Origin of the sequence: Parasedimentitalea huanghaiensis (genome assembly GCF_009753675.1) — a bacterium.
Classification (GTDB): Bacteria; Pseudomonadota; Alphaproteobacteria; order Rhodobacterales; family Rhodobacteraceae; genus Parasedimentitalea; species Parasedimentitalea huanghaiensis.
On sequence record NZ_WQLV01000006.1, the window covers coordinates 139493 to 165056 of the forward strand.

Consider the following 25564-nt stretch of genomic DNA (forward strand, 5'->3'; position numbering starts at 1 on the left):
ACGGCGCATTTTTGCGCTCATTAGGTTGTCCACAGGATGAGTCATCCGGGATTCGAGGTCAATTTCTTTTTTAAAACAAATACCTGCGGTTCAATCTTGATACAACATCTTGTGTATCGGCTTGAACGAACGCCTATGATGTTGTGTCACCCCCAGATCGACCAAGGCTTCTCTGTGTTGCTTTGAGGGGTAACCCGCGTTCTTTTCCCACCCATATCCCGGATACTGTTGCGCCAAATCCACCATCAATCGATCCCGGCACTGCTTTGCCACGATTGATGCCGCTGCAATTGATAGTGACTTTCCGTCACCCTTGATCACCGCTTCACATGGAATTGTCAGTCCTCTGGGGATCAGATTGCCATCGATCAGCAGGTAGTCGGGCGCAGGATCTAGCATCGCCACCGCACGTTCCATCGCCAGATGGGAGGCACGCAGGATGTTTATCTCGTCGATCTCCTCTACTGAGGCATGAGCAATCGCCACTTCAGCAGTATCGAAGATCCCCTGCTCTACCGCATCCCGCTTTTTTACGCTTAGCTTCTTAGAATCGTTCAGGCCTGAGGGGATGTTTTCAGGATCAAGGATCACCGCTGCCGCAGTGACTGGCCCCGCAAGTGGCCCGCGCCCCACCTCGTCAACTCCGGCAATTCGCACACGCCCGCGCTGAAGCGCGGCACTTTCAAAACTGTAATCTGGCTGTTCCATACTCTTGTCAGACCCAATTTCCTGCGTCCTTTCAAGAGCTAATTTTCACGCAGAAAAGAGGGCAAGATGCCCCCTCCTCCGACTGCTCAATTTTGTTTCTGGGAGTATCAGCGACGAACGATGCGATATCCTTTTTGACGCAAGCAATGTGGTCTGTACGCGTTTTTATGGCGGCGGCCGTTCCAGAACGTCACCCGGCAATGCTGCGGCAGTGCTTTTGAATGGTGGTAATTTTTGCGCAAACATTTTTGCCCCATCAAGTTCCGACCATCTTTGTAGGCTGGGAAGAACCGCAGGCAATGGGCTGGCAAGTCGTAGCGCGACACCCGTGGCGGTAAAGGCCGGGGTTTTGGGTAAACCGGTTCTGGGTCAACAATTGTTCTGGTTACCGTTCTGTTGCGCTTGCGGTCCTTGTTGATCGCAACGCCTATGATCCCCAACACGGCCAGGCCAGTAAGAATTTTGGCGACATTTTCGTCTGCGCGGGCTGGTGCGGCAGAGAACCCGGTGATTGCAATTGAGGTGGCAAGAACAAAGGCAATGAACTTACGATGCAGGTTGATCTGTTTGGCGGGTTGCATGGTGTGACCTTTCCATTCTGGGTGCGGTAGTCGGCACTTGGCCGGTATGCCTCAAACTGGTCCAACCCCGTCCAGACAGGCAATAACACTCCACTGTTATCGAATATCAGCGCCTTTAACGGCTTGTGGTTATTGAATATCACCCCACCATTGCGCAGGATGTGCCTTATGAAACATCTGGCTCTCAAACCCGCTCTGATTGCTGCTTTGCTAGCGCTTGCCGCGCCCGCACAGGCAGCGGAATGCTATGCCGATTACAAGGCTAAACAGGACAGTCCCTTGCGACTACACTATGGTGTAATTCAGCTGTCTGGGGCTTGCAAAAAAGGTGCTGCTAAGGCCGAGATTAGTGGCCGCATTGAATCACAAGGCTGGACCTTATTAAATGTTCTGTCCGTTTTCGGACCTGAGGGATTGCAGCAAAGGAGAGCAGATGCCGGATCCTACTACCTCCGTTTCTGAGGCCCGCAGCGCCGGCAGCCGGGTAATCACATTGGGCATTGTAGCAATTGTTGGCCTGCTGGTGGCGGCTGGTACGCTCCTGTTGCTGACGCTACCAGATGCCAATGCGTTCAACGCACGGGTTGAACAATTGTTTATTGAAAACGATCTGACCACCCAAGCTGAAATCAAACTGCTCGAAATCCTGGCCCAATCCGGAACCTCATTTGCAGATACACTCAGCAGCTATCGTATGGTGATTTTTGTCCTGCTGGTCTTTGCCACCGCAATGATGGTTGCTGCTTTGGTCGTGCTGGCCATGTTAATGATGCTGAACCGACGCATGGCACAAATTGAACGATCCGGCATTCAGGTGACCGAGCTGCTGATCAGCCGCGAAGAAAACACTGTTTATCTGAACAATATGGGGTTTCGCCTGACACCAGCGGCGATGGAAACTCTATCAGTCCTGGCCGAAGCACGGCTGGATGGCGACGTAATGTCAGGCGCGGAAATTGAGGGGGTCATTTCAGGTCGCGACGCGACCGATTGCGAAGAAGCCGCAGGCGCCACCCGCATCAAACGCTTACGTGACACATTGGGCAACCAAATGATCAGCGAACTATTAGTCAAAAACATCGCCAAACGCGGTTATGTGCTGGCAATCAGCAAAGATGTGATCCGAATGATGTAAGAAACTGTCATCAGGGTTGAATATCAAAGCGTAGCAAATCAGGGTATCTTGCGGAAAGAAACGCTGCCAGAAACTCTGATGTTCACATGGCTTCAATATCGGGTGCAGGCTCTGGAAATCGCTGTACTGCACCCCACATATAGGCCAATCCAGACAAGCTGATGACCGAACACGGAAGGACCCGGCCAATGAATGTGCATGTAAAGCCGGAACATGATGGCTATGGGATCCTGATCGAGGCGCTTACTGGGACAGTAACGCTGCGCCACAACGGGATGTTACTTGCGAGCAGTGATCGCGCCAAGGTGATGTATGAAACTCGCCTAAAGCCAACAATTTACTTCCCACCAGAAGATGTCAGCGCTGATTTATCCAAACGCACTGAATTGCAAACCTTTTGCCCGTTCAAGGGTACCGCGATTTACCGCGACCTGTTGCTACCGGACACTTGCATCAAGAACGCCACTTGGGCTTATGATAGTGCGCTGCCCGAAGCGGCTGGAATTAAGGGCCATATTGGTTTCATGCCCAATGCCTATACTGACTTGGATCTGGGGGACAATGAATTCCTGGAGCGGAACGATGGCAATATTTCGGGACCAGTAATTGATTGGCTGTTGCGCGAGGCTGCTTATCTTCCAACACCGGAAGAGTTCACTGCAGCGCTGGCCGTCAAACTGCGGGAACAGGGCGTGTTCCTCTCCCGAATGGCAGTAATGGTCTGGTCGCTACACCCCATGATCGCAGGCAAGAATTTTGTGTGGAAAAAGGACAGCGGCGAGGTCAACACCTTTGCACCCACCTATGAAATTCACGACCACCCTGCTTATCAAAACAGCCCCTTGCGGCACGTATCCAACGGGATGGGCGGGGTACGACACAGGATTGGGGGCGACCACCCAACTGATGCCTTCCCCATCCTTGAGGATCTGCGCAAGGAAGGTGCGACCGACTATGTGGCCATGCCACTGCGTTTTTCAGATGGGCGCATCAACGTGATGACCCTGACCAGCGACCACCCCACCGGGTTCTCCACCGCAAACCTTGGGCTGATCTTTGAATGTTCGGCAGTGATTAGCCGCTACTACGAAGTTTTCATGCAGCGCGAGAATGCGCAGTCACTGTTGGAAACCTACGTTGGTAAACGCTCCGGTGCACGAGTGCTGGGCGGTGAAATTCACCGGGGCGACGGTGACGAAATTGACGCCGCTATCATGTTCTGCGACCTGCGCGGATCCACCCGACTGGAAGAAGATCTCGGCCGGGTGGCCTATATCAAACTGCTGAACCAGTTTTTTGAGACCACATCAACCATCATCCATGACCATGGCGGCGAAGTGTTGAAATTTATCGGTGACGCGGTTTTAGCGGTGTTTCCCGCCGGCGAAAACCCACACGAAGCACGTGAACAGGCGCTCAATTCAGCTCGATCCATCGTCAGCACACTTGAAGAACTGGCCAAAGAAGAAGGTGGCCACCGTTGTGAATGCGCAATTGGCATTGCTTATGGTGGCGTTACCTATGGCAACGTCGGTTCGCGCGAGCGTCTGGATTTCACGGTCATTGGACAAGCCGCCAATATCGCGGCACGGCTGGGGGACTTTGGAAAATCGCTGGGCCATCCGATTGTGGTCAGCGGCGACATTGTGAATGATGCGGTCAAGTCCAAGCAACTGGGTGCAGTAAGCCTGCACAATGTCTCGCAACCGGTCGAAAGCTTCGCCATCCTGACCAGCTGATCAGATAGTCACCACCTCGATCTCATGTTGTGCCAAATACTGGGCAATGTCATCTGGCGGTGTGGCATCAGAGTAGAAAACATCCATGTCGCCCGAGCAGTCCAATGCAACGGGCGCACGTTTGCCGTATTTCTCGCTGTCAGCCACAATGATCTTGATCTGGGCATTCGCCGCAGCAGCGCGGGCGATATTGGCCTCTTCTAGATCGTGCAGCATAAACCCCAGACCTGCGTTCACCGCACCAGCGGAAAACACTGCAAATTGCACGTTAAGCCGCCCGATCATCTCCAGCGCTTCGGTACCAAATGCCCCACCATCATGTGACCGCAGTTCTCCGCCTGCCATAAACACGCGGTTGTTGTTTCGTGTCGCTAGAGCCTGCGCCACAAAGGCGGAGTTGGTAACAACATACAAGTTGCTGTGCTGCTTCAACGCCAGCGCAACGTAGGCCGTGGTGGAGCCGATATCCAAAAACACGGAATCGCCATCACTGATGGTTGCGGCCACCGCCGTTGCAAGCCTCGTTTTAACTGCGGCATTTGTATCCATGCGACTGTGGAATGGCGGTTCCGTCACATCTTCGACCAGATGCACGCCCCCATGTACTTTGCGAACAAGTGCTTTGTCTTCAAGCGTGCGGATATTGCGACGAATGGTTTCTAGAGTCACACCCAACTGGCCGGCCAAAAAACTGACACGACACGAACCGCCCACCAGGCGAATCTCTCGCAGGATTTCCTCCTCCCGCTGATTGGTGGTTTGTCCACTTGACTGCATATGGTCTCTCGCTGAATTCACGCCGACATTAGGATGCCTTACGCAACACTTAGCTTATGTTCCTTCTCTGCACATCTGAAAAATGTCTTTTTTAGCTTATATGTGGCTTTATGTGGTTTTTTCTTGACCCAACCAAAACCGCACCGCATGCTAGAGCCATAATGAATGCCACCCTTTGTTGCAGAGGTTTCAGCATAATTACGCCAGACCACATAACCCGCATTCACAGCCTACCCTGCTGGCACGGCACGCTTACAGTGGATCCGCTGGACGGTGGCATCACCAACGTCAATTACCGAGTTACGGATGACACCGGCACCTATGTAGTACGGCTGGGCGCGGACATTCCTGAACACCATCTGATGCGATTCAACGAATTGGCCGCTAGCCGCGCCGCGCATGCCACAGGGGTAGCACCAGCCGTTGTCTACTCTCAGCCAGCCCTGACCGTGTTGCAGTTCATTCATAGTCAAACGCTCAGCCCTGCGGATGTGGCCCGTCCCGACATGCTCCCCCGCGTATTGGAACTGGTGAAACGTTTCCATCATGAGGCACCAAAGCACCTGCGCGGTCCTGCGTTAATCTTCTGGGTGTTCCACGTAATCCGCGATTATGGCTCTACCTTGGATGAGCGAGACAGCGCCCATGGTGCTCTGGTGCAAGAACTTGTGGATATTGGCGATGCGCTCGAACGGGCTGCTGGGCCTTTTGACATGGTGATGGGGCATAACGATCTATTGGCGGCCAACCTTCTGGATGATGGCACCCGGCTATGGCTGATCGACTTTGACTATGCCGGATTCAACACTCCACTTTTCGATCTGGGCGGATTGGCCAGCAACAACGGTCTGAGTAAAACGCAGGAACTGACCATGCTGGAGAGCTATTTCGAGTGTCCAGTCACCGATGATCTTATTTACCGTTATGAGGCGATGAAATGTGCCTCGCTGCTGCGCGAAACCATGTGGAGCATGGTCTCAGAACTCACCTCATCTCTCGACTTTGACTATGCCGCCTATACCGCGGAAAACCTCGCCCGCTTTCGTGCGGCGCATTCCGATTTCCAGAACATCTAAGGCCACACTATGACCGAATTCCCAACCAGCGCAAAAACCATCGTGATTGGCGGCGGCATCATCGGCTGTTCGACAGCTTATCACCTCGCCAAATTGGGCGTTGAATGTGTGTTACTTGAGCGGAAAAAGCTGACCTCGGGCACCACGTTTCACGCCGCCGGACTGGTCGGGCAACTGCGCAGCAACGCCAATATCACCCAGCTGCTGGGCTATTCGGTTGATCTGTATAACTCAATCGAACAGGAAACTGGGCTGGGCACCGGGTGGAAAATGAACGGTGGGCTACGGCTGGCCTGTAACCAAGATCGCTGGACCGAGGTAAAACGACAGGCCACCACTGCCCACAGCTTTGGCCTGGAAATGCAGCTACTCACGCCGCAAGAGGCACTGGACCTGTGGCCGTTGATGAATATCGACGATGTCATTGGTGCCGCATTTATGCCCACCGATGGCCAGGCCAATCCGTCTGATATCACCCAAGCTTTGGCCAAAGGGGCCCGGATGGCTGGCGCACAGATATATGAAGATACAAAGGTCATAGATCTTGAGATTAAGGAAGGAAAAATTTGCGCTGTGATCACTGAGCAGGGCCGGATTGAATGTGAAAAAGTGATCTGTTGCGCCGGACAATGGACTCGCAATTTCGCCGCTCGCTTTGGAGTCAACGTTCCTTTGGTGCCGATGGAACACCAGTATATGGTCACCGAGCCCATTAACGGTGTGCCCGCCAATCTGCCAACCCTACGGGACCCTGACAGGTTGACCTATTACAAGGAGGAGGTCGGGGGATTGGTCATGGGAGGGTATGAGCCCAATCCAATTCCATGGGCCACCAAGGGCATCCCAAGAGGGTTCCACTACTCATTGCTCGACAGCAACTTTGATCATTTTGAACAGTTGGTGGAACTGTCTTTAGGTCGTGTTCCCGCGCTGGAATACGCGGGCATCAAGACCCTGACCAACGGCCCCGAAAGCTTTACTCCTGATGGCAATTTCATCATCGGTGAGGCCCCTGAACTGGCTAACTTTTTTGTCGGCGCTGGTTTCAACGCATTTGGCATCGCCGCAGGTGGCGGCGCTGGCATGGCGCTGGCAGAATGGGTACATAAAGGAGAACCACCGTTCGATTTATGGTCCGCCGACATTCGACGGTTTGGACGCCCACATTTCGACAGCGACTGGATCCGCACCCGCACAATCGAGGCCTACGGCAAACATTACACCATGGACTGGCCGCATGAGGAAAACCGCTCAGGCCGCCCCTGCCGCAAGTCACCTTTGTACGAAATACTTAAGGATCAAGGCGCTTGTTTTGGTGAAAAGCTGGGGTGGGAGCGCCCCAACTGGTTCGCAGATGTCGCGCTAAACGAAACGCCACAGGACCAATACAGTTTTGGCCGTCCAAACTGGTTCAACGCAGTAGGCCGCGAACACCATGCAGCGCGCAACAGCGCCGTACTGTTCGACCAAACATCCTTTGCTAAGTTTGCCCTCAAAGGCCCCGATGCATTAGAGGCCCTTAACTGGATTGCAGCCAATAACGTAGATCGGCCAATTGGAACACTAACCTACACCCAGATGCTGAATGATCGCGGCGGCATCGAATGCGATTTGACCGTTGGCCGAGTGGCTGAAGATGAATTTTACATCGTCACTGGAACCGGATTTGCCACTCATGATTTTGACTGGATAAGACGAAACATTCCCGTCGGTTCAAACTGCCAACTGTTCGACATAACCTCCTCCAATGCGGTGTTGTCGCTGATGGGACCAAGGGCGCGGGATATTCTGACGGCTGTAACCCGCGACGACGTATCAAACGAAGGATTCCAGTTTGGCACCCTGCGCACCATTGGCATCGCTGGTTGTCCTGTTCAGGCCCTTCGCATCACCTATGTCGGAGAGCTAGGCTGGGAACTGCACCTGCCGGTAGAATACGCCACAACCGTCTACACTGCGCTGATGCAGGCTGGACAGTCACACGGGCTGATCAATGCTGGCTACCGTGCGATCGAATCCTTACGTTTGGAAAAGGGTTATCGTGCCTGGGGTGCCGATATCGGACCGGATCACACACCAGTTGAGGCCGGGCTGGGCTGGGCTGTCAAGCTGCGAACCAACATCGACTTCAAAGGTCGCGACGCCATTCAGACGCAAAAGACTCAAGGTGTGAATAAACTGCTTGCCTGCTTTACCTCTGACCCCGACGTAGTGCTGTTGGGCCGCGAAACCATTTTTCGGAATGGGGAACGGGTCGGCTGGCTGTCCAGTGGAGGTTACGGGCATACAGTCGGGAAATCTATTGGCTACGGCTACATTCGTGCAGAGGGCGGTGTCTCTGCTGAATATGTGGCATCTGGGGAATATGAACTGGAAGTGGCGACAAAGAGGGTGCCGTGTAAAGTTCACCTGCAGCCACTCTACGACCCAGCCATGAACAAGGTAAAAACCTGAGCCCCATATGTAAGGGAGGTGTTCGTTCACATTAGCAGTTACCCTAAAAAAGCGCCCGAAGGAATCGTTTCAGTGGGAGAGTTTGGAACCAGCTTTCTTGAAGTGGTTACCAGAAATTAAAGCTCCGAACAGCTGTTCAACCGTGCGATGGAGGTCCTTGTCGAAGGGTGCAGCTCAGCCTCTCCGGAGGCCGATGAACAACAAACCCTTCCCACCCTATATGCGCGAAGGCAAAGGTGCCCGCATTTGGAACGTGTATGGCAGCGGGTTCATCGACTGGCAACTGTCGTTCGGGTGCTTGCCAATGGGGTATGCCCACCCAAAGATCATTGAAATGGTCGAGGAAAAAGTCGCCAGAGGCACCCGTTTTGCCAATACCGGCACCGAGGCCTGTATGACGGGCCTACGCATGGCGCGTGGGATCACCGGGAAGAGCAATGTGCAATATGGGTGTGATCCCGCCAAAACCCGGATACCTGAAACACGCACAAGAACTTTGCCGCGCCTATAACGTATTGTTCTATCTGGATGAGACCGTAACCGGGTTTCGCGTCCCGCCAGGTGGTGCGGCTACGCTGTATGGATTGCAGCCCGACATCGTGACCTATGGCAAAGTTCTGCACTACGGCAGCCACAATGCCCCACGTTTGGGTCTCTACACTGCCAAAACCATGCTTGAAGAGATGAGCCGAGATAGCTTTGCCGGATTCCACAAACTCTCGGTCATTGGTGAGCAGATTGCCAAGCGTTTGAATCAGGTGGCACGCGACTAGGCCAGCCAAACCCAAAGGAGACGGGCTTCCTCCTCTCCTTTATTCACCACAAGATGCTCGACACTGCTGACAAAATAGACAGCATCCCCAACCTTCGTCTTATTGCTGCTTTCTTCTGCGCCGATGAATTCAACTTCTCCTGATAAAACAAAGAAAAACTCTTCACCGCCATGTGATGCCGGCCGTTTTAAGGTTTCAATTTGTTTTGCTGGAAGCATAAATCACTGTCAGATTTGGTTCGAACAGGGATGAGAACCACACTAATGAGCATGAAATTGGCCTTGCACAAGAAAATGCACCCTATCGTCGGAGGCATTTCCGGCCTGTTTTGCACCACCCAACAGCACAACACCACTCAATTTATAGATTGAGAAACCCACAGCTACAGCAAGCAATGTCACATCGAGATAACTGCAGCATAGTAGATTGAAAATAAACATATTTTCAACTCCTGATGTTATCGAACATATCGCACATTTCTCCCTCACTTTTGGAGCGTATTCCTCATCCTGACGGACGGCATGGGCTCAAATATCATATTCCCAAAATTCTTTTATGGATTTTGTATCCATTATCCCTTATCACACATCCAACGCCTACTTCAGGGCCCAACATACATCTCAAAAACCCGCCAGCGCGTTAGCTGACAGAGATCCGACTCCGAAAGGGAAACCTATGTCCAAGATTGTTTTTTCCGGCACCATGCCTGCCCTGATGACACCCTGCAAAGCAGACCGAACCCCTGACTTTGATGCGCTGGTCAAAAAGGGCAAAGAGATGATCGATGCCGGCATGTCGGCGGTTGTCTACTGCGGATCAATGGGGGATTGGCCGCTTCTGACTGATGCCGAGCGTATGGAAGGTGTAGAACGTTTGGTCGATGCTGGCCTGCCAGTGGTTGTTGGCACCGGGGCTATCAATTCCAAGTCGGCCGCGGCTCATGCGGCTCATGCCCAAAAGGTCGGCGCGGCCGGCCTGATGGTCATTCCCCGTGTCTTGTCGCGCGGTTCTTCTGCGACTGCGCAGAAACATCACTTTAAGGCCATTCTTGACGCAGCGCCTGATGTGCCTGCGATCATCTACAACAGCCCGGTCTATGGCTTTGCCACCCGCGCTGATCTGTTCTTTGCCCTGCGCGCTGAGCACAAGAACTTGATTGGGTTCAAAGAATTTGGCGGTAAAGACGACCTGCGTCTGGCGGCGGAGCACATCACCAGCCAGGATGATCAGGTTACACTGATGGTTGGCGTTGACACCGAAGTTTACCATGGCTTTGTCAATTGTGGTGCCACAGGTTCGATCACCGGAATTGGTACTGCGCTGCCCAAAGAAGCCCTGTTGCTTGCAGCCTTGGCGCAAAAGGCTGCCAAGGGGAATGCCGAAGCACGTAAGCGGGCGCTGGAATTGGAAGAAGCCTTTGGCGTGCTGGCCAGCTTTGACGAGGGCACCGATCTGGTCCTGTACTACAAGCATCTTCTCGTACTGAACGGCGAAGAAGAATACACCCTGCATTTCAACGAAACCGACGTGTTGAGCGATGCGCAGCGGAACTACTGTGAGCAGCAGTATACCCTATTCCGCACATGGTTTGCTGATTGGTCCGCTCAGGGCGGAATCATTGCAGAATGCATGTAATCGACAGCCATACCGGGGGTGAGCCCACACGGGTTATCCTTGATGGTGGCCCTGATCTGGGATTGGGGCCGCTGGCCGAACGCGCACACCGCCTGGCCACTGACCATGTGGATTTCTACCAGTCGGTGATACTTGAACCACGCGGCCAGGTGGCCATGGTGGCTGCCATGCTTGTGGAGCCTGAAGACACAAACTGTGTGACAGGTGTCATCTATTTCGATGCGGATGCTGTGTTAGGCATGTGTGGTCATGGCACCATTGGATTGGCTGTCACATTGGCCCACCTCGGAATGATCAAGGTTGGAACGCATAAGATTGAAACCCCAGTGGGCGTGGTTCAGGTTGAACTGTCTGATGCCAATACCGTCACAGTCACCAACATTGAAAGCCGCCGCGTTCAAAAACAAGTTGCAATCCAGGTCGACGGATTGGGTAGCGTCAGGGGTGATCTGGCCTATGGTGGCAATTGGTTCTTTATCGTTGATCGAAGTCCAATTCCCGTAGAACCCAGTAATATCCGAGCGCTGACGGATGCTGCCATCGCCATACGCGACGCCACCATATCCGCAGGTATTTGCGGCGAGGCTGGCGAACCCGTAGACCACGTCATTTTTCAGGACACATCTCCTAAGGAAGGAGTGCATAGCCGTAACTTTGTGCTTTGCCCCGACGATACCTATGATCGTTCACCCTGTGGCACTGGCAGTTCCGCGCGTTTGGCCTGCCTTGCCGCTGATGGGCTGCTTAGCCCCGGAGATGAAATCATCCAGGAAAGCGTGATCGGCAGCCCATATCGCCTGTCGTATCAACCCGGTCCCAATGGCGGGGTCATCCCGACCATCACCGGCCAGGCATTCGTTATGTCCGAAAGCACATTGATTTTCTCAGAGAACGACCCGTTCAAAAACGGCATCTCACTCAGCACGAACACGAAGAGCCCGGATTAACCGGGTCACATTTTCTGTCAGTCCACAAGACAGACCAAAAAGTTTCAACAAGAGGAATGCAAATGAAACTAATCTCTACACTTACCGCGGGTGCGGTTGCTCTCGCCATCGCCAGCCCAGTTACTGCTGCTGAAGTCGAATGGAAAATGACCGCAGCCATCGGCGAAGGGTCTTTCCTGTACCAAAACTTCATGGAGCGTTTCGCCAAGAACGTTGGCATGATCACTCAGGACCGTGTGGAAATTCAGCCCTTTGGTGCCGGTGTTCTTGCGCCAGCCTTTAAGGCGTTTGAAGCTGTTCAGGATGGCATCGTAGAAGCCGGTCACTCAACCCCGTCTTATCTGGTCAACCAGGACCCAACCAACGCCATTTTCGCCAGCTTCCCCGGTGGCATGTCCCCCGAGGCAACAATGCACTGGGTATACGAAGGTGGCGGCGAGAAGATGCTGCAGGATTTCCGCCGCGCCGACATGGGGCTGCACAGCCTTGTTGTTGGCATCGGTACGTCTGAAATCATGGCGCACTCGAACGTGAAAATCCAAACCATCGAAGACCTGAAGGGCGTTAAGTATCGCACATCCGGTGCCTTTGCTGCGGTTCTGCAGGAAGAGTTCGGTGGCGTGCCAACGGTTGTTCCGGGCAACGAAATCTACACGCTGCTGCAGCGTAAAGGTGTTGATGCCATCGAGTGGTCGACCCCAGGTGCGAACATCTCCGAAGGCTTCCACGAAGTCGCGCCATACATGATCATGCCTGGCGTCCACCAGCCGTCGTTCCTATGGGAAGTGTTTGTGAAGCAGGAAACTTGGGACGCGCTTCCAGGCGATCTGCAAAACCTGATCACAGCAGCCGCCAAGCTGAGCACCTATGAAAGCTTCACTCGCTTTGGCGACAGCGACATCAAAGCCATGGCTCAGTTCCGCGACACCAAGGTCGAAGTGGTACTGATGGACCGCGATGCCTCCGAAGGTATCCGTGAAGCTGGCCGCAATTGGGCCCGCGCCAAGGCTGCCTCACTGGCCGAAGGTGGCAACACCCGCATGCAGGAAGTTCTCGACAGCTATCTGGCTTACCAGGCTGATTGGGCTGCCAACTCCAGCTACCTTGTTCGCGACTCCGCCGAATAACTTAACTGACCAAAGATGGCCGGCACACCCGTCGGCCATCTTACGACGGAGACTTTCATGACATTCTTTCGAAACAGCGCCGAGATGCTATCAGCATTTCTTGGGGTTATAGGCAGGCTGACCATTTTCTGTCTGATTGCCGCAATGCTATATGAGGTTGTTGCGCGCTATGCCTTTGGTGCGCCGACCCTTTGGGCGTTTGACATTTCCTATATGTTGAACGGGTCCATCTTCCTGCTGGGGGCCGCCTATTCTCTGCGCGAGGACGCTCATGTGCGTATTGATTTTCTGTCGCAGAAGTTTCCACTGCGGGTGCAGCAACTCTTGAATGGGTTGATCTATCTGCTGGTGATGGCGCCGATCTTTGGCGCGTTTACATGGGTGGCTGGCTCCAAAGCGTATAAGGCCTTTGCCAGTGGCGAAGTCGAAGCCGTCAGCCCATGGGCTCCGTTGGTTTGGCCCTTCTATGCGGTGATTGCGATCGGATTGCTGGCCTTTGCCCTGCAGTTTGTCCTGGAAGCCATCAAATATCTATCCGGCGAAAAGTGTCCTGGCGGCACCGATGCCGAACTGCAAGACTTGGAGTCTTAATCCATGACACCTCTGCTTATGTTTGCAGCACTGTTTGTGCTGGTTTTTGCAGGCATTCCTGTTGCCTTCTCGCTGATCATCATTGCGGTTGGCTTTGGCTACACGGTGTTTGGTGACCTGATCTTTCTTCAGCTTTATGGGCCTTTGCTGCATACGGCGTCGAACTTTGTACTGGCCGCCATTCCGCTGTTCATCTTTATGGGTGCTGTTCTGGAACGGTCTGGCATTGCCAAGCGCCTGTTTTTTGCCCTTCAGCTCTGGCTTGGCGGCGCGCCTGGTGGGTTGGCTCTGTCGACCATCGCCATGTGCGCCATTTTTGCCGCCGCTTCCGGTGTTGTTGGCGCGGTTGAAATCGTTGTTGGCCTGATGGCAATCCCCGCCATGATGAAGGCCAAGTATAAGAACGACCTGATTGCCGGCACTATATGCGCTGGTGGATCGCTGGGCACCATCATTCCACCCTCGGTGATCGTGGTTGTCTATGCATCGATCGCGCAGCTCTCGATCGGCCAGCTGTTTGCCGCCTCGATCCTGCCCGGCCTGCTGATGGTGCTGTTCTTTGTCGGCTATATTCTGTTCCGAAGCGTTCGAAACCCTGCAGACGCACCGCCGCTGCCACCTGAAGAACGCAGTATGCCGCTGCCCGAGAAGCTGAAGATCACCTTCACTGCACTAGTGCCGCCCCTTGCGCTGATTGGCATGGTGCTGGGATCACTTTTGATGGGGGCCGCTTCGGCAACCGAGGCTGCGGCAGTGGGCGCGGCGGGTACGCTGATACTGACCATGCTGTTTCGCGAACTGAACCTGAAACTGCTGATGGATTCGTTGGGTGTGACCCTGCGCATCACCGCTATGATCATGCTGATCGTTGCAGGCGGTACCATGTTCACCAGCATCTTTGCAGTGACGGGCGGTGGCAATCTGGTGCGCGACACCGTGGAGACCATTGGCTATGGCAATGCCGGGATTATCACCTTCTTCCTGCTGGTGGTGTTCTTTGCGGGCTTTGTGCTTGATTGGGTTTCGATTGTTCTGATCTTTATCCCGATCTTTGCCCCCATTGTCCGCAGTGCCGGCATTGATCCGATCTGGTTTGCGATGATGGTTCTAGTGGTGATCCAAACATCCTATCTGACTCCGCCAATGGCCCCTTCAATCTTCTACTTGCGCTCGATTGCCCCTCGCAGCATGACTTACGGACAAATGTATCGTGGCGTGTTGCCCTTTGTCGGTGCGCAAATGCTGGTGTTACTTGTGATCATATTGTTCCCGGCAATTGCAACCTGGCTACCGTCAATACTTGTTGGATTATAGAGGTGTCGATGAAGCGGGATGATATCATTGTAGTTGGTGCCGGCATTGTCGGCACCAGCACAGCCCTAGCGTTACAGGCAAAGGGGTATTCGGTGCGTGTGCTTGACCGCAAAGGCGTGGCCGCCGAGGCCTCTCAGGGTAATGCGGGGGCGTTTGCCTTTACTGATATCATTCCGCTGGCGACGCCGGGGATTATGCGCAAGGCACCAAAGTGGCTGCTGGATCCCATGGGGCCGCTTTCGGTGCCTCTTGCCTATGCTTTGAAAATTGCGCCATGGATGCTGCGGTTCTGGCGCGCGAGTTGGCCAGATCGCTATGAAGCGGCCATTACGGCTCAGACCAGTTTAATGGGGTTTTCTCGGGATGCGCTGGAACGTCAGATCGTGGCGGTTGAAGGCCAAGGTCTGATCCGGCGTGAGGGGCAATTGCAGCTGTATGAGGGTGAAAAAGAGTTTCAGGCCAGCCTGCCGGATTGGGAGGTGCGCCGCAAGCATGGGGTTGAGTTCACCTGCCTAGAGGGGGCAGAGGCCATAGCCGAAATGCAACCCGGGCTTCATTCCCGCTTTACCCACGGGGTGTTCACCCCAGGATGGATGAGCACAACCGACCCCAAGGTATGGACCGAACATTTAGCCAAGGTGTTTTGCAACCGCGGTGGTGTGATTGATACGGCGGATGTTCAAAAGATGGAACAGCAGGGTGATCTTGTTTCTCTGCAGACCTCGGATGGGCCGATCATCGCGCAGCAGGTGGTGGTTGCCTGTGGGGCCTGGTCGCATCATCTGGCGCGTACAGTTGGAGATCACCTGCCGCTGGAAACGGAACGCGGTTATAACACGACGCTTCCAACCGGGGGTTTTGACCTGCGCACTCAGCTGACCTTTGGCGGGCACGGGTTTGTTATCACCAAGATTGGCGATGGTTTGCGGGTCGGCGGTGCGGTTGAACTGGGTGGGTTGAAGCTTCCCCCAAATTACAAGCGGTCGGAACACTTGTTGCAAAAAGCGGCGCGGTTCATTCCGGAGCTGGATACCAAGGGTGGTACTCAATGGATGGGCTTTCGCCCGTCAATGCCAGACAGCCTGCCAGTGATTGGTCGCTCACCTCGTGCCAAAGGCGTATTGTATGCGTTTGGCCACGGGCATCTTGGCCTAACCCAGTCTGCCGGGACAGCTGAATTGATCGCTGCCCTTGCCGATGGTGCCTCGCCCGAAATATCAATTGAAGCCTACGCCCCAACGCGGTTTTGAGCGCATTTGCCTCGCGTTGCCATTCACTGACATAGAGGACCAGACATGCGAAGCCGTAAAACAATCCATGTGATCTCGGCCCATGCAGAGGGTGAAGTGGGGGATGTTATCGTTGGTGGTGTGATGCCGCCACCGGGGGACACCCTGTGGGAGCAACGTTCGTTCATTGCACAGGATCAGGTTCTTCGGAATTTTGTGCTGAATGAACCGCGCGGTGGGGTGTTTCGCCATGTGAACCTGCTGGTCCCGCCAAAACACCCCGATGCGGATGCCGCCTTTATCATCATGGAGCCGGAAGATACGCCGCCGATGTCGGGGTCAAACTCTATCTGCGTGTCAACGGTGTTGCTGGATGGCGGTATCATTCCGATGCAGGAACCCGAAACACATATGACGTTAGAGGCCCCCGGCGGGCTGGTGCGTGTGCGGGCCGAGTGTCGCGATGGCAAGGCAGAGCGGATTTTTGTGCAGAACGTGGCCAGCTTTGCCGGACAGATCTCTGTGCCGCTTGACGTGCCGGGACTTGGAACCATTACGGTTGATACTGCCTATGGGGGCGATAGCTTCGTCGTGGTCGACGCCAAAGCACTGGGGTTTGATATTGTCGAGCAGGAGGCCAAGGAGCTGGCTCGCCTAGGGGTGGTCATCACCAATGCGGCCAATGAGCAATTGGGTTTCATGCATCCTGAAAACCCCGATTGGACGCATATTTCGTTCTGCGCGTTCTGTGGGCCTTTGAGTGAGACAGCAACCGGGTTTACCGGAAAATCAGCTGTCGCGATCCAGCCGGGCAAGATTGACCGATCCCCAACCGGCACTGCGGTTTCGGCGCGGATGGCGTTGATGGCGGCCAAGGGGCAGATGCAGGTGGGGCAGACGTTTGAGGCCACCTCGATCATCGGGTCATGCTTTACTGGCAAGATCATTGAACCCGCGCAGGTGGGGGACCGGGCCGCGATTATCCCTGAAATAAGCGGGCGCGGCTGGATCACCGGGACACATCAGCACATGCTGGACCCCGATGACCCTTGGCCGGGTGGCTACCGGTTAAGCGATACCTGGGGCGCTTAATCCAGCATTGCCGAGAGTTCTGCGTGTAGTGCTGCCGGCATTTCGACATAGCCGCGTGCTGTATTGCGGGCGCGTGCCTCAAACCGGCGCTGCGAGGGCAACCGGGCACCTTGGTCCAGGATGTCGGCAAACAGCCGTTCCGCGCGAGCATCATTATCCGCGACACGACCACCGCTAAAGTGGTCCGGATCAAAGGCCAAAATGATCTCGCCATGATAGGGCGCGCCGCCGGTGCCTTCGGCAAACGCCATGCTTTCCATGCTGGTCAGATCATCAATCAACGGCCCGGCCATCAGTTCGATCATGATGGACAGGGCCGAGCCTTTGTAGCCGCCAAATGTAAGCATCGCGCCGTCCAGCGCAGCTTGCGGATCTGTAGTTGGATTGCCCTCTGCGTCCACCGCCACGCCCTCGGGCAGGGGTTTCCCGGCGCGCAGGTACAGTTCGATCTCTCCACGGGCGAAGCCGCTGGTCGCAAAATCGAAGGTGAATGGCGTTTGGTTCTGCCTTGGCCAGCTGAACGCCAATGGGTTGGTACCAAGGGTCCCCCGTTTGCCCCCCGCTGGGGCAACCCAGGAATGGCTTGGGACCATGGCAAGCCCCGCAAGGCCTGCGGCTGAAAGCTGCTCCACCTCAGGCCAAAGCGCTGAAAAATGGAAACAGCGATTGATTGCCATCGCAGCGATGCCATACGTGCGCGTTTTTTCGATGAGCAGCGGCATCCCAGCTTCCACAGCCAAGAGGGACATGCCTCCTCTAGCGTCAACCCGAACAATGGCAGAATCACTGGCTTCAACCACTGGCAAGATGTGACCGTCGATTTTACCACCCCGCATGGTCTGACAACACATCAGTAACCTGAATAGCCCGTGCGATTGGCAATCGTCTAACTGGCATGTAGATAACATTTTAGAAATCGCAGCTGCATGCACACCACTGAACCCGGACCGTGTCAGGATAGCAGTGCTAAGCGCATACAATTCATCAAGTTCTACCTGGACCGACTCAACCATTTTCTATTCTTCTTCTTGAAACCATCGCTGCTGGATATTGGATACATGTTTTCACCCGGGATTCACAGTCCATTTCTTGCAAGGCCGAGACAGATTTTGGTTTAAATAACAGCGTGAAACCGGTAAATGTATCCAAAATTCACATAGTCGAAGGAACCCAATGTGGCAGGAAAACGTGCGATCCCAAGACTGAGCCTACCCGAAGTCATTGCAAATGATCTGCGTGAACGAATTCTGTCTGGTGATCTCGCGGAAGGTGAGACAATTCGACAAGAGAATCTGGCTGAAGAGTACGAGGTCTCTCGCATGCCAATCCGCGAGGCGCTCAAGCGGCTTGACGCTGAGGGCCTTGTCAACCTGACCACAAACCGGGGGGCGACGGTAACCAAGCATTCGCTTGCCGAAATGGGGGAGATCTTTGATCTTCGCACGTTGCTCGAAGTTGACCTATTTCGACGCGCTATTCCACTGATGACAGAGAGCGACTTTGCACGCAGCACCAAGATCCTTGACCAGATGGAAGAATCCTATGACGCTGACGATGTGAGCCGCTGGGGAGCGTTGAACTACAACTACCATTCGGCGCTGTATTCAGCAGCTGGGCGCGGGCTAACAAATGAGTTGTTGCAACGGATCAACCTGCAGACAGATCGCTATGTCCGCATGAACCTGAGCGTTATGAAACAACGCGAACCTGCCAAAGAAGAGCACCGCAAATTGCTGACTTTGGCGCAGCAAGGTCGAACCGAAGAGGCCTGCGCGCTGCTGGCTGATCACATCAAACGGACTAAAGAGCAATTGCTTCAGATGGTTGCCGCTAAGCGGGAAGCCGAAGACCCCTAACAATTCAATCATTTGAGTGTGTGGCCTTGTAGTTTTTGGAATTTTGGATACATTATCCACAAATAACCAACCACCCGCATTGCCACTGGCAGAACTCGAGGATTCCATGACCTTTCAACCCCACGGAAAACATCTGATTGCAGGCGAATGGATCGCCGGAGACAGCTCGTTCGCCTCATCTCCCGCATCGGGGCCGACACATAATTTTGCCATCGGCCGCGTCGCGGATGTCGACACCGCTGTGCAGGCCGCCGAAGACGCATTCTGGAGCTTTGGCTATTCCACTCGCGAAGAGCGCGCTGCATTTCTGAACGCCATCGCCGACGAAATCGAAGCCCGTGGCGAAGCGATCACCCAGATCGGCACCCAGGAAACTGGTCTTCCCGAGGCGCGGCTTCAGGGCGAGCGTGGCCGCACCACTGGCCAATTGCGTATGTTTGCGCAGCACATCCTGCAGGGCGACTATCTTGACCACCGCCTTGACGCCGCACTGCCAGACCGCGCGCCCCTGCCCCGTCCTGACATGCGGATGATTCAGCGTCCAATCGGCCCGGTGGCTGTGTTTGGCGCCTCGAATTTCCCGCTGGCCTTTTCAACTGCTGGCGGTGACACCGCAGCGGCACTGGCGGCTGGCTGTCCAGTTATTGTCAAAGGTCACAGCGCCCACCCCGGCACCGGTGAAATCATCGCCGAAGCCATCCACGCGGCGATCAAAACCTGTGGTCTGCATGCGGGCGTATTCAGCCTGATCCAGGGCGGCGACCGTCAGGTCGGTTCCTCTCTGGTCCAGCACCCGCTGATCAAGGCGGTTGGCTTTACCGGATCGCTGGCCGGTGGTCGTGCACTATTTGATCTTTGCGCCGCCCGCCCCGAGCCCATCCCGTTCTTTGGCGAGTTGGGATCGGTCAACCCGATGTTCCTGTTTGACGCTGCGATGAAAAACCGCGGAGGCGACATCGCCAAGGGCTGGGCCGGGTCATTGACCATGGGCGCAGGCCAGTTTTGCACCAACCCCGGCATCGCCGTGGTTCTGGCGGGTGAACAGGCCAATCAGTTTATTGAAACCGCCCAAGGCGCGCTGTCTGACGTGGGTTCCCAGACCATGCTGACCGATGGCATTGCATCGGCCTATCACGACGGGCAAAAACGGATCGCCGCCACCAGTGGTGTGCAGGACGTGTTGACCACCTCTTGTGATCTGCGCAACGCAACACCGTATCTGTACACCACCAGCGCCAAAACCTGGCTGGCCAACGAAACCCTGGCCGAAGAGGTGTTTGGACCGCTGGGGCTGGTTGTTGTTGCTGACAACCAAGACGAGATGCGCGACATTGCCAAGAACCTGCAGGGCCAGCTGACCTGTACCGTTCACATGGACGATGCAGACACCGACGAAGCTGCGGCGATGATGCCGATCCTCGAACGCAAAGCTGGCCGCGTGCTGGCCAACGGTTTCCCAACCGGCGTTGAAGTCAGCGACACCATGGTGCATGGCGGGCCCTATCCGGCCTCAACAAACTTCGGTGCAACCTCGGTTGGGTCTCTGTCGATCCGCCGCTTCCTGCGCCCGGTTTGCTATCAGAACATGCCAGCAGCGCTGCTGCCTGCTGATCTTTAACACAGCTTGCGGCGGATCTTGGGTCCGCCGCAGACCGCCATTCACACAACAGCATTCAACGGTTGCCCAGGTCGAAGTTTCTTCAATTGAGAACTATCCTATTCCCCCAATCTGGCGAAGTAGTTCCAGGCCGTTTGCACACGAATTGAAATTGCCTTTGTGGTGCTCGAAGCAGGAACAGGGTCAATGGGGCTGCATCTTCGAACTGGTTTAGGTGGATCAGTTGCCCAGCATCTGTCAGACGCAGAGACCGGGTCGACCGGATCAACAGGGCTGAATCCAGAATGGCTTCTAGTCTGGTCACCTGCTTTGCCACCCAAGCAGGTGACATATTTAGCTCACGCCCGGCTGCGGAAAAGCTGTCAACATCCACAACTGCCCTAAAAACCAACAGAAGGTCGGAGAGTTTCTCGCTGCCCATTATGTATCGATTTGGAAAAGATGACTGAACATTTTGACTAATTCTCGCAGTTGTCCAACCAAATATAGCTGAAAGGACAGTAACAAGGATGATCAGATGTCCCACTCTCGCCTTTTTGAGGCCGCCCTGCTTGGCAAAATCGAATTACGAAACAGAACCCTAGTCGCACCAATGACACGTACCAGTGCAGAAGTACGGGTGAGGTCAGCTCATTGATGCAACCTTACTACGAAGCCTTTGGCAGGGGTGGGTTTGGAGCCATTATTACCGAAGGTGTCTATACCGACCGCCAATTTAGCCAAGGTTACCAGTATCAGCCGGGTATTACGGATGCAGCGCAGGCTGCCAGTTGGGCTGGCTTGATCGAGGGGGTACACTCCACCGGTGCGAAGATCGTCCTACAGTTGATGCACGCTGGGGCATTGTCCCAGTTTAATCGGTTTAAGAATGAAACCGGTGCACCATCGGCAGTGCAGCCCAAGGGCACCCAGATGGAGTTTTACCGTGGTCTCGGCGCATATCCTGTAACTGTCGAAATGACACCCGCTGAAATTGAAACGGCAATTTCTGGTTTTGCTGAAGCTGCGAAACGTGCCCAGGATGCTGGCGCAGACGGGTCGAAGTGCGTGGCGCAAATGGATATTTACTAGATCAGTTCCTGACCGACTATACCAACCGTCGAAACGACAAATACGGTCAGGACGTTTTTGGGCGAATTCGTCTGACCTGCGAAGTCATCGAACGTGTTCTCGAAGCTGTCGGAACTGAATTCCCAAATCGGTTTCAGCAGCATTTTTGAGCGCACCAATCAGCGCAACGTCAGTCCCAAGTACACACAATTTGGACATCTTGGAGTGAACGGATGGGGTTTTCAAAGGACCCGGCATTCAATTCCTTAAACCAGTCGAACAAGTTTCACGTTCTTACAAATTTCTCAAAAGACAAGCGATGTCGCGTCATATCGAGATAACGGGTAATAAACACGAGGCGTGACTTCTCGTCAGATGCAATTTCACTGTCAAGGTGGCGGGGATGGTGCAGCGCATGCCCAAAACGCCGTCAATCAACACTGGGCCTATCTCTTCAGTATTCAACAGGTGCTTTACGCGCAGAAGCTTTGCACTGTGACGATGAATAAGCGCAGATAGCCAACCCATTCCAGTTGCGCTGAATGAATAGTTGCTCCGTTTTGAGAGACAGTGTCGACAGAATTTGCGAGGAGTCAGCAAGGCCGGTGGTTTCGATGACGATTTTCTCAAATGTTGGAATCTCATCTCATTCAGCACGGGTGATTACATCCAAAATTGCGGCTTTCAACTCTCCTCGGATTTGGCAGCATATGCATCCGAAGTTCAACAACACAGTGTCGGGCGCGATGGTGCCCACCAACAGGTCGCAATGCTGACCCACAGGTGGTTACTTCACTTGCTTGATCAAAAATGTCTTTCCAAACCACACTCAAGCCAGCCAGCGGCCCAAGTGGCTCCTCTATCACATGCCCTGCGTCTGCTTCAACGGCGTACACCATCGCCCGATTGGTGGTGATCGCTGTGCAGGCGCTTTTCCACTGCTTTTTCTCCAAATAAAATAAGGCTTTAGCGGTTCTTGACCGAAACGATGGTACATCGACGTCATGAGCCCAGTTCTGATTTCTAATGTGGGTATCTAACACAACTGCATCGTTAGCGTGCCGACGATGCCTACAAGTACGATGCTCGCCGTGTAAGAAATACTTGGTGCGCCGGCATTTATCCAGCATTAGAATTGTTGAGATGGTGGGCCGTGCAGGAATCGAACCTGCGGCTTCCAAATTAGGAATTTGGCACTCTATCCGGCTGAGCTAACGGCCCACACACTATGTGTTTTGAAAGAAACCCCAACTCATGTCAACTCAGTAGGCACCTGCCAAACCTAATAGAAATAAACCACTGAAAACACTACACTTACACTCAATGTAAGACGTAGGCGGTTGTTTCGCACTATTCAGTTGAACCACGCCGCTATGCAGCTGCATTAGTACCCTATGGAGCGCCATGCTAGCCTGACCCCATGCAGAGAAGCCAGGTCGTATTTTGTAACACCGCGCGAATTGAGCTCGAAAACACTTGAATATCAGCCCAAAACTGTTTCCCAAAAGGCGCTAAATTACCATCACGCAAAGACCGAATATCCACTTACAATGGCCCCATTGTACTGTGAGGCTTGATTGCGCTAACCTCCTATAAACAACAACATGAGGCAGCCAACGTGACATCGGACAACAAACGCCCCCTGACCCTCCGCGATGTATCCGAAGCCACAGGGGTTTCCGAGATGACCGTCAGCCGTGTGCTGCGCAATCGTGGCGACGTATCGGAAAAAACACGCGTCAAGGTGCTCGCCGCCGCCAAAGAATTGGGATATGTGCCGAACAAAATTGCTGGCGCTTTGGCCTCTAACCGGGTCAATCTGGTGGCCGTGATTATTCCATCGCTGTCCAACATGGTGTTCCCGGAAGTCCTAACCGGTATCAATGAAGTTCTTGAAACCACCCAGTTGCAGCCAGTTGTCGGCGTTACCGATTATCAACCAGAAAAAGAAGAAAAAGTACTCTACGAGATGCTTTCATGGCGGCCTTCGGGCGTGATAATCGCTGGACTAGAGCACACCGATTCTGCGCGCGCGATGCTGAACGCTGCAGGCATCCCAGTGGTTGAAATCATGGATACCGACGGCAAGCCAGTGGATGCGATGGTGGGAATTTCACACCGCCGTGCAGGCCGTGAAATGGCCAAAGCCATTCTCAAGGCTGGCTATCGCCATATCGGGTTTATGGGCACAAAAATGCCACTGGACCATCGCGCCCGTAAACGATTTGAAGGCTTTACGGAGGCCTTGGCCAAAGAAGGCGTCGAGATCGAGGACCGCAATTTTTACTCAGGTGGTTCAGCGCTGGCCAAGGGCCGCGAAATGACCGCCGAAATGCTGGAACGCTCCCCCGACTTGGATTTTCTCTATTACTCCAATGACATGATCGGTGCCGGTGGCTTGTTGTATCTGCTGGAGCAAGGCATTGATATTCCAGGACAGATCGGTCTGGCCGGTTTCAACGACGTTGAACTTCTGCAAGGGCTACCTCGAAAATTGGCCACCATGGATGCCTGCCGACTTGAGATAGGGCGCAAAGCGGCCGAGATCATCGCCGCCCAACTAGACAATCCTGAGGAAGAAATCGAAACCCGGATTACGCTGAACCCTACCATCAGTTATGGCGACACGCTAAAGCGACGCTAATGGCCCTGCAACAACTCGACAATCGCGCAGCGCGACGGCTGTTTATGGACCGGCACGCGCTGATCGAGTCTCCGACCGGTTCTGCCAAAGGCGCTGAACTACTGGAGCTGATTACCCGGCTTGGCTTTGTCCAGCTGGACAGCATCAATACCGTGGCTCGGGCCCATGATATGATCTTGTATTCCCGGCGCCCGTCATACCGCGCCCAAAACCTGAAACAGCTGTACGAAGGTGACCGGGCGCTGTTTGAACATTGGACCCATGATGCGGCCGTCATCCCAATGCAATTCTACCCTCAGTGGCACCTACGATTCAAACGGGATGCCGCTCGTCTAAAATCGAGATACCGCAACTGGCACCGTGACAACTACGAGGCGCAGTTCGACACTGTGCTGCAACATATCCGCGATCACGGGGCAGTTGGGTCGTCCGACGTTGGCAAAGACGAGAAAAAGGGATCGGGTGGCTGGTGGGACTGGCACCCCTCAAAAACAGCACTGGAATACCTGTGGCGCTCCGGCGCGCTAACCGTAGTTGGCCGCAAGGGGTTCCAAAAACAATATGACCTGACCGAACGGGTGATTGAAGAGCATCTATGCCCCGGTGTCTCGCCCTTTGACGAAGCCAAAACGCTCGATACCCTTTGCAGTGGAGCCTTAGATCGGCTTGGCTTTGCCACGTCGCGTGAGATCGCCGCGTTTTGGGATACTGTCTCAACCACCGAAGCCCGGGACTGGTGCAAAACGCAGCTGGAACAGGGCAACCTCGAAGAGGTCGACGTAGCCCATACCGATGGCAAGTTGCGTCGCGCCTTTGCCCGACCAGGAACAGTTGAGTCCGCTCAGGATATTGGACCAGCACCTGGCCGTATGCGGGTGCTCAGCCCCTTTGATCCCGCTCTGCGCGACCGAAAACGCGCCGAGCGGTTGTTTGGGTTTCACTACCGGATCGAAGTTTTTGTTCCCGCCCCCAAGCGCATCTACGGCTACTACGTTTTCCCCCTATTCGAGGGCGAGCGCATGGTGGGCCGGATCGACATGAAAGCACAGCGGGATGCTGACCTGTTGCAAGTTACAGCCGTCTGGCCGGAACGCAGTGTTATTTGGTCCCCCGGCCGTATACGTAAGCTGGAAAGCGAACTTCAGCGCGTTGCGCGGTTTGCAGGGCTGTCCGAAGTGGTGTTTGCCGATGGATGGCTACGAGAGCCTGTCTGAGAAA

General features: G+C 54.4%; 24 protein-coding genes, 1 tRNA gene and 1 pseudogene. 19 read left to right on the plus strand and 7 right to left on the minus strand.

All coding sequences use genetic code 11. From position 1 onward, the window contains the following. Positions 1-90: 90 nt before the first annotated feature. Together GO984_RS11575 and GO984_RS11580 are read right to left on the minus strand one after the other, a co-directional pair. On the minus strand, positions 91-708 hold the full coding sequence (locus GO984_RS11575; protein ID WP_157022689.1) for a ribonuclease HII: 618 nt from the start codon (positions 706-708) through the stop codon (positions 91-93). 107 nt (positions 709-815) lie between these two features. After that, complete coding sequence (locus GO984_RS11580) at positions 816-1289, minus strand: hypothetical protein (RefSeq protein WP_157022690.1); 474 nt, start codon at positions 1287-1289, stop codon at positions 816-818. A 168-nt stretch (positions 1290-1457) separates the two neighbouring features. On the opposite strand from GO984_RS11580, the gene GO984_RS11585 reads away from it, so the two are divergent. The 3 genes from GO984_RS11585 to GO984_RS11595 all read left to right on the plus strand — a co-directional run bounded on the left by GO984_RS11585 (position 1458) and on the right by GO984_RS11595 (position 4163). Beyond that, complete coding sequence (locus GO984_RS11585) at positions 1458-1751, plus strand: hypothetical protein (protein ID WP_157022691.1); 294 nt, start codon at positions 1458-1460, stop codon at positions 1749-1751. Then, the gene (locus GO984_RS11590) at positions 1723-2424 is read left to right on the plus strand and encodes a winged helix-turn-helix domain-containing protein (protein WP_157022692.1); all 702 of its coding nucleotides are present in this window, start codon (positions 1723-1725) and stop codon (positions 2422-2424) included. The genes GO984_RS11585 and GO984_RS11590 overlap by 29 nt, the downstream gene beginning before the upstream one ends. A gap of 188 nt (positions 2425-2612) precedes the next feature. Further along, positions 2613-4163: a DUF427 domain-containing protein gene (locus GO984_RS11595; RefSeq protein WP_157022804.1), complete on the plus strand. Its 1551-nt coding sequence runs from the start codon at positions 2613-2615 to the stop codon at positions 4161-4163. Here GO984_RS11595 and GO984_RS11600 read toward each other — a convergent pair whose 3' ends face one another. Further along, positions 4164-4940 carry a DeoR/GlpR family DNA-binding transcription regulator gene (locus tag GO984_RS11600; RefSeq protein WP_157022693.1) on the minus strand — a complete coding sequence of 259 codons (777 nt, stop codon included), beginning with the start codon at positions 4938-4940 and terminating at the stop codon, positions 4164-4166. It lies immediately after the preceding gene. A gap of 110 nt (positions 4941-5050) precedes the next feature. Here GO984_RS11600 and GO984_RS11605 point away from each other — a divergent pair, with 110 nt between their 5' ends. The 4 genes from GO984_RS11605 (at position 5051) to GO984_RS11620 (ending at position 9243) form a co-directional block, all read left to right on the plus strand. Beyond that, on the plus strand, positions 5051-6016 hold the full coding sequence (locus GO984_RS11605; protein ID WP_342448080.1) for a phosphotransferase: 966 nt from the start codon (positions 5051-5053) through the stop codon (positions 6014-6016). A 9-nt stretch (positions 6017-6025) separates the two neighbouring features. Continuing rightward, positions 6026-8470 (plus strand): GcvT family protein, encoded by a 2445-nt coding sequence (locus GO984_RS11610; RefSeq protein ID WP_157022695.1) that lies wholly within the window; start codon positions 6026-6028, stop codon positions 8468-8470. Between the two features lie 193 nt (positions 8471-8663). Beyond that, positions 8664-8981, plus strand: a complete 318-nt coding sequence (locus GO984_RS11615; RefSeq protein ID WP_157022696.1) for an aminotransferase class III-fold pyridoxal phosphate-dependent enzyme — start codon at positions 8664-8666, stop codon at positions 8979-8981. After that, positions 8908-9243: an aminotransferase class III-fold pyridoxal phosphate-dependent enzyme gene (locus GO984_RS11620; protein ID WP_157022697.1), complete on the plus strand. Its 336-nt coding sequence runs from the start codon at positions 8908-8910 to the stop codon at positions 9241-9243. The genes GO984_RS11615 and GO984_RS11620 overlap by 74 nt, the downstream gene beginning before the upstream one ends. Here GO984_RS11620 and GO984_RS11625 read toward each other — a convergent pair. Further along, a complete protein-coding gene (locus tag GO984_RS11625) occupies positions 9240-9461 on the minus strand; it encodes a cupin domain-containing protein (RefSeq protein ID WP_157022698.1) in 222 nt (73 codons plus the stop codon). The two genes, GO984_RS11620 and GO984_RS11625, sit on opposite strands and share 4 nt — an antisense overlap. Positions 9462-9918: 457 nt before the next feature. Between GO984_RS11625 and GO984_RS11630 the strand changes: the two genes are divergently transcribed. From GO984_RS11630 to GO984_RS11660, 7 genes are all read left to right on the plus strand, one after another. After that, on the plus strand, positions 9919-10878 hold the full coding sequence (locus tag GO984_RS11630) for a dihydrodipicolinate synthase family protein (RefSeq protein WP_157022699.1): 960 nt from the start codon (positions 9919-9921) through the stop codon (positions 10876-10878). After that, complete coding sequence (locus GO984_RS11635) at positions 10869-11825, plus strand: 4-hydroxyproline epimerase (RefSeq protein ID WP_157022700.1); 957 nt, start codon at positions 10869-10871, stop codon at positions 11823-11825. The genes GO984_RS11630 and GO984_RS11635 overlap by 10 nt, the downstream gene beginning before the upstream one ends. A 62-nt stretch (positions 11826-11887) precedes the next feature. Continuing rightward, positions 11888-12952 (plus strand): TRAP transporter substrate-binding protein DctP, encoded by a 1065-nt coding sequence (gene dctP / locus GO984_RS11640; RefSeq protein WP_157022701.1) that lies wholly within the window; start codon positions 11888-11890, stop codon positions 12950-12952. A 57-nt stretch (positions 12953-13009) separates the two neighbouring features. Continuing rightward, positions 13010-13543 carry a TRAP transporter small permease subunit gene (locus GO984_RS11645; RefSeq protein WP_157022702.1) on the plus strand — a complete coding sequence of 178 codons (534 nt, stop codon included), beginning with the start codon at positions 13010-13012 and terminating at the stop codon, positions 13541-13543. A 3-nt stretch (positions 13544-13546) separates the two neighbouring features. Beyond that, the gene (locus GO984_RS11650) at positions 13547-14857 is read left to right on the plus strand and encodes a TRAP transporter large permease (RefSeq protein ID WP_157022703.1); all 1311 of its coding nucleotides are present in this window, start codon (positions 13547-13549) and stop codon (positions 14855-14857) included. Positions 14858-14865: 8 nt separating this feature from the next. Continuing rightward, complete coding sequence (locus GO984_RS11655) at positions 14866-16107, plus strand: NAD(P)/FAD-dependent oxidoreductase (RefSeq protein WP_157022704.1); 1242 nt, start codon at positions 14866-14868, stop codon at positions 16105-16107. 45 nt (positions 16108-16152) lie between these two features. Continuing rightward, positions 16153-17178: a trans-3-hydroxy-L-proline dehydratase gene (locus GO984_RS11660; protein WP_157022705.1), complete on the plus strand. Its 1026-nt coding sequence runs from the start codon at positions 16153-16155 to the stop codon at positions 17176-17178. Here the strand turns inward: GO984_RS11660 and GO984_RS11665 are convergent. Beyond that, positions 17175-18191, minus strand: a complete 1017-nt coding sequence (locus GO984_RS11665; protein WP_157022706.1) for an Ldh family oxidoreductase — start codon at positions 18189-18191, stop codon at positions 17175-17177. The genes GO984_RS11660 and GO984_RS11665 overlap by 4 nt on opposite strands. Before the next feature lie 162 nt (positions 18192-18353). Here GO984_RS11665 and GO984_RS11670 point away from each other — a divergent pair, with 162 nt between their 5' ends. Both GO984_RS11670 and GO984_RS11675 read left to right on the plus strand, forming a co-directional pair. After that, positions 18354-19034 carry a GntR family transcriptional regulator gene (locus GO984_RS11670; protein WP_138162860.1) on the plus strand — a complete coding sequence of 227 codons (681 nt, stop codon included), beginning with the start codon at positions 18354-18356 and terminating at the stop codon, positions 19032-19034. Positions 19035-19140: 106 nt separating this feature from the next. After that, a complete protein-coding gene (locus GO984_RS11675; RefSeq protein ID WP_157022707.1) occupies positions 19141-20652 on the plus strand; it encodes an aldehyde dehydrogenase (NADP(+)) in 1512 nt (503 codons plus the stop codon). Positions 20653-20734: 82 nt separating this feature from the next. Here the strand turns inward: GO984_RS11675 and GO984_RS23980 are convergent, their stop codons facing one another. Next, complete coding sequence (locus tag GO984_RS23980; RefSeq protein WP_157022708.1) at positions 20735-21073, minus strand: helix-turn-helix domain-containing protein; 339 nt, start codon at positions 21071-21073, stop codon at positions 20735-20737. Positions 21074-21288: 215 nt separating this feature from the next. On the opposite strand from GO984_RS23980, the pseudogene GO984_RS11685 reads away from it, so the two are divergent. Continuing rightward, positions 21289-21872, plus strand: a pseudogene (locus GO984_RS11685) (oxidoreductase). A 974-nt stretch (positions 21873-22846) separates the two neighbouring features. On the opposite strand, the gene GO984_RS11690 reads toward GO984_RS11685, so the two are convergent. Beyond that, positions 22847-22923, minus strand: a tRNA-Arg gene (locus tag GO984_RS11690). A 397-nt stretch (positions 22924-23320) separates the two neighbouring features. Here GO984_RS11690 and GO984_RS11695 point away from each other — a divergent pair. Together GO984_RS11695 and GO984_RS11700 are read left to right on the plus strand one after the other, a co-directional pair. After that, positions 23321-24346, plus strand: coding sequence for a LacI family DNA-binding transcriptional regulator (locus tag GO984_RS11695; protein WP_138162848.1), 1026 nt, complete (start codon positions 23321-23323; stop codon positions 24344-24346). Beyond that, positions 24346-25560: a winged helix-turn-helix domain-containing protein gene (locus GO984_RS11700; protein ID WP_157022710.1), complete on the plus strand. Its 1215-nt coding sequence runs from the start codon at positions 24346-24348 to the stop codon at positions 25558-25560. The genes GO984_RS11695 and GO984_RS11700 overlap by 1 nt, the downstream gene beginning before the upstream one ends. The last annotated feature ends 4 nt before the right edge of the window (positions 25561-25564 follow it).

What these genes read in the sequence shown, in the direction of transcription:
- GO984_RS11575 (WP_157022689.1), bottom strand. Translation starts at nt 708, where the DNA reads ATGGAACAGCCAGATTACAGTTTTGAAAGTGCCGCGCTTCAGCGCGGG.
- GO984_RS11580 (WP_157022690.1), bottom strand. Translation starts at nt 1,289, where the DNA reads ATGCAACCCGCCAAACAGATCAACCTGCATCGTAAGTTCATTGCCTTT.
- GO984_RS11585 (WP_157022691.1), top strand. Translation starts at nt 1,458, where the DNA reads ATGAAACATCTGGCTCTCAAACCCGCTCTGATTGCTGCTTTGCTAGCG.
- GO984_RS11590 (WP_157022692.1), top strand. Translation starts at nt 1,723, where the DNA reads ATGCCGGATCCTACTACCTCCGTTTCTGAGGCCCGCAGCGCCGGCAGC.
- GO984_RS11595 (WP_157022804.1), top strand. Translation starts at nt 2,613, where the DNA reads ATGAATGTGCATGTAAAGCCGGAACATGATGGCTATGGGATCCTGATC.
- GO984_RS11600 (WP_157022693.1), bottom strand. Translation starts at nt 4,940, where the DNA reads ATGCAGTCAAGTGGACAAACCACCAATCAGCGGGAGGAGGAAATCCTG.
- GO984_RS11605 (WP_342448080.1), top strand. Translation starts at nt 5,051, where the DNA reads ATGTGGTTTTTTCTTGACCCAACCAAAACCGCACCGCATGCTAGAGCC.
- GO984_RS11610 (WP_157022695.1), top strand. Translation starts at nt 6,026, where the DNA reads ATGACCGAATTCCCAACCAGCGCAAAAACCATCGTGATTGGCGGCGGC.
- GO984_RS11615 (WP_157022696.1), top strand. Translation starts at nt 8,664, where the DNA reads ATGAACAACAAACCCTTCCCACCCTATATGCGCGAAGGCAAAGGTGCC.
- GO984_RS11620 (WP_157022697.1), top strand. Translation starts at nt 8,908, where the DNA reads ATGTGCAATATGGGTGTGATCCCGCCAAAACCCGGATACCTGAAACAC.
- GO984_RS11625 (WP_157022698.1), bottom strand. Translation starts at nt 9,461, where the DNA reads ATGCTTCCAGCAAAACAAATTGAAACCTTAAAACGGCCGGCATCACAT.
- GO984_RS11630 (WP_157022699.1), top strand. Translation starts at nt 9,919, where the DNA reads ATGTCCAAGATTGTTTTTTCCGGCACCATGCCTGCCCTGATGACACCC.
- GO984_RS11635 (WP_157022700.1), top strand. Translation starts at nt 10,869, where the DNA reads ATGCATGTAATCGACAGCCATACCGGGGGTGAGCCCACACGGGTTATC.
- dctP (WP_157022701.1), top strand. Translation starts at nt 11,888, where the DNA reads ATGAAACTAATCTCTACACTTACCGCGGGTGCGGTTGCTCTCGCCATC.
- GO984_RS11645 (WP_157022702.1), top strand. Translation starts at nt 13,010, where the DNA reads ATGACATTCTTTCGAAACAGCGCCGAGATGCTATCAGCATTTCTTGGG.
- GO984_RS11650 (WP_157022703.1), top strand. Translation starts at nt 13,547, where the DNA reads ATGACACCTCTGCTTATGTTTGCAGCACTGTTTGTGCTGGTTTTTGCA.
- GO984_RS11655 (WP_157022704.1), top strand. Translation starts at nt 14,866, where the DNA reads ATGAAGCGGGATGATATCATTGTAGTTGGTGCCGGCATTGTCGGCACC.
- GO984_RS11660 (WP_157022705.1), top strand. Translation starts at nt 16,153, where the DNA reads ATGCGAAGCCGTAAAACAATCCATGTGATCTCGGCCCATGCAGAGGGT.
- GO984_RS11665 (WP_157022706.1), bottom strand. Translation starts at nt 18,191, where the DNA reads ATGGTTGAGTCGGTCCAGGTAGAACTTGATGAATTGTATGCGCTTAGC.
- GO984_RS11675 (WP_157022707.1), top strand. Translation starts at nt 19,141, where the DNA reads ATGACCTTTCAACCCCACGGAAAACATCTGATTGCAGGCGAATGGATC.
- GO984_RS23980 (WP_157022708.1), bottom strand. Translation starts at nt 21,073, where the DNA reads ATGGGCAGCGAGAAACTCTCCGACCTTCTGTTGGTTTTTAGGGCAGTT.
- GO984_RS11700 (WP_157022710.1), top strand. Translation starts at nt 24,346, where the DNA reads ATGGCCCTGCAACAACTCGACAATCGCGCAGCGCGACGGCTGTTTATG.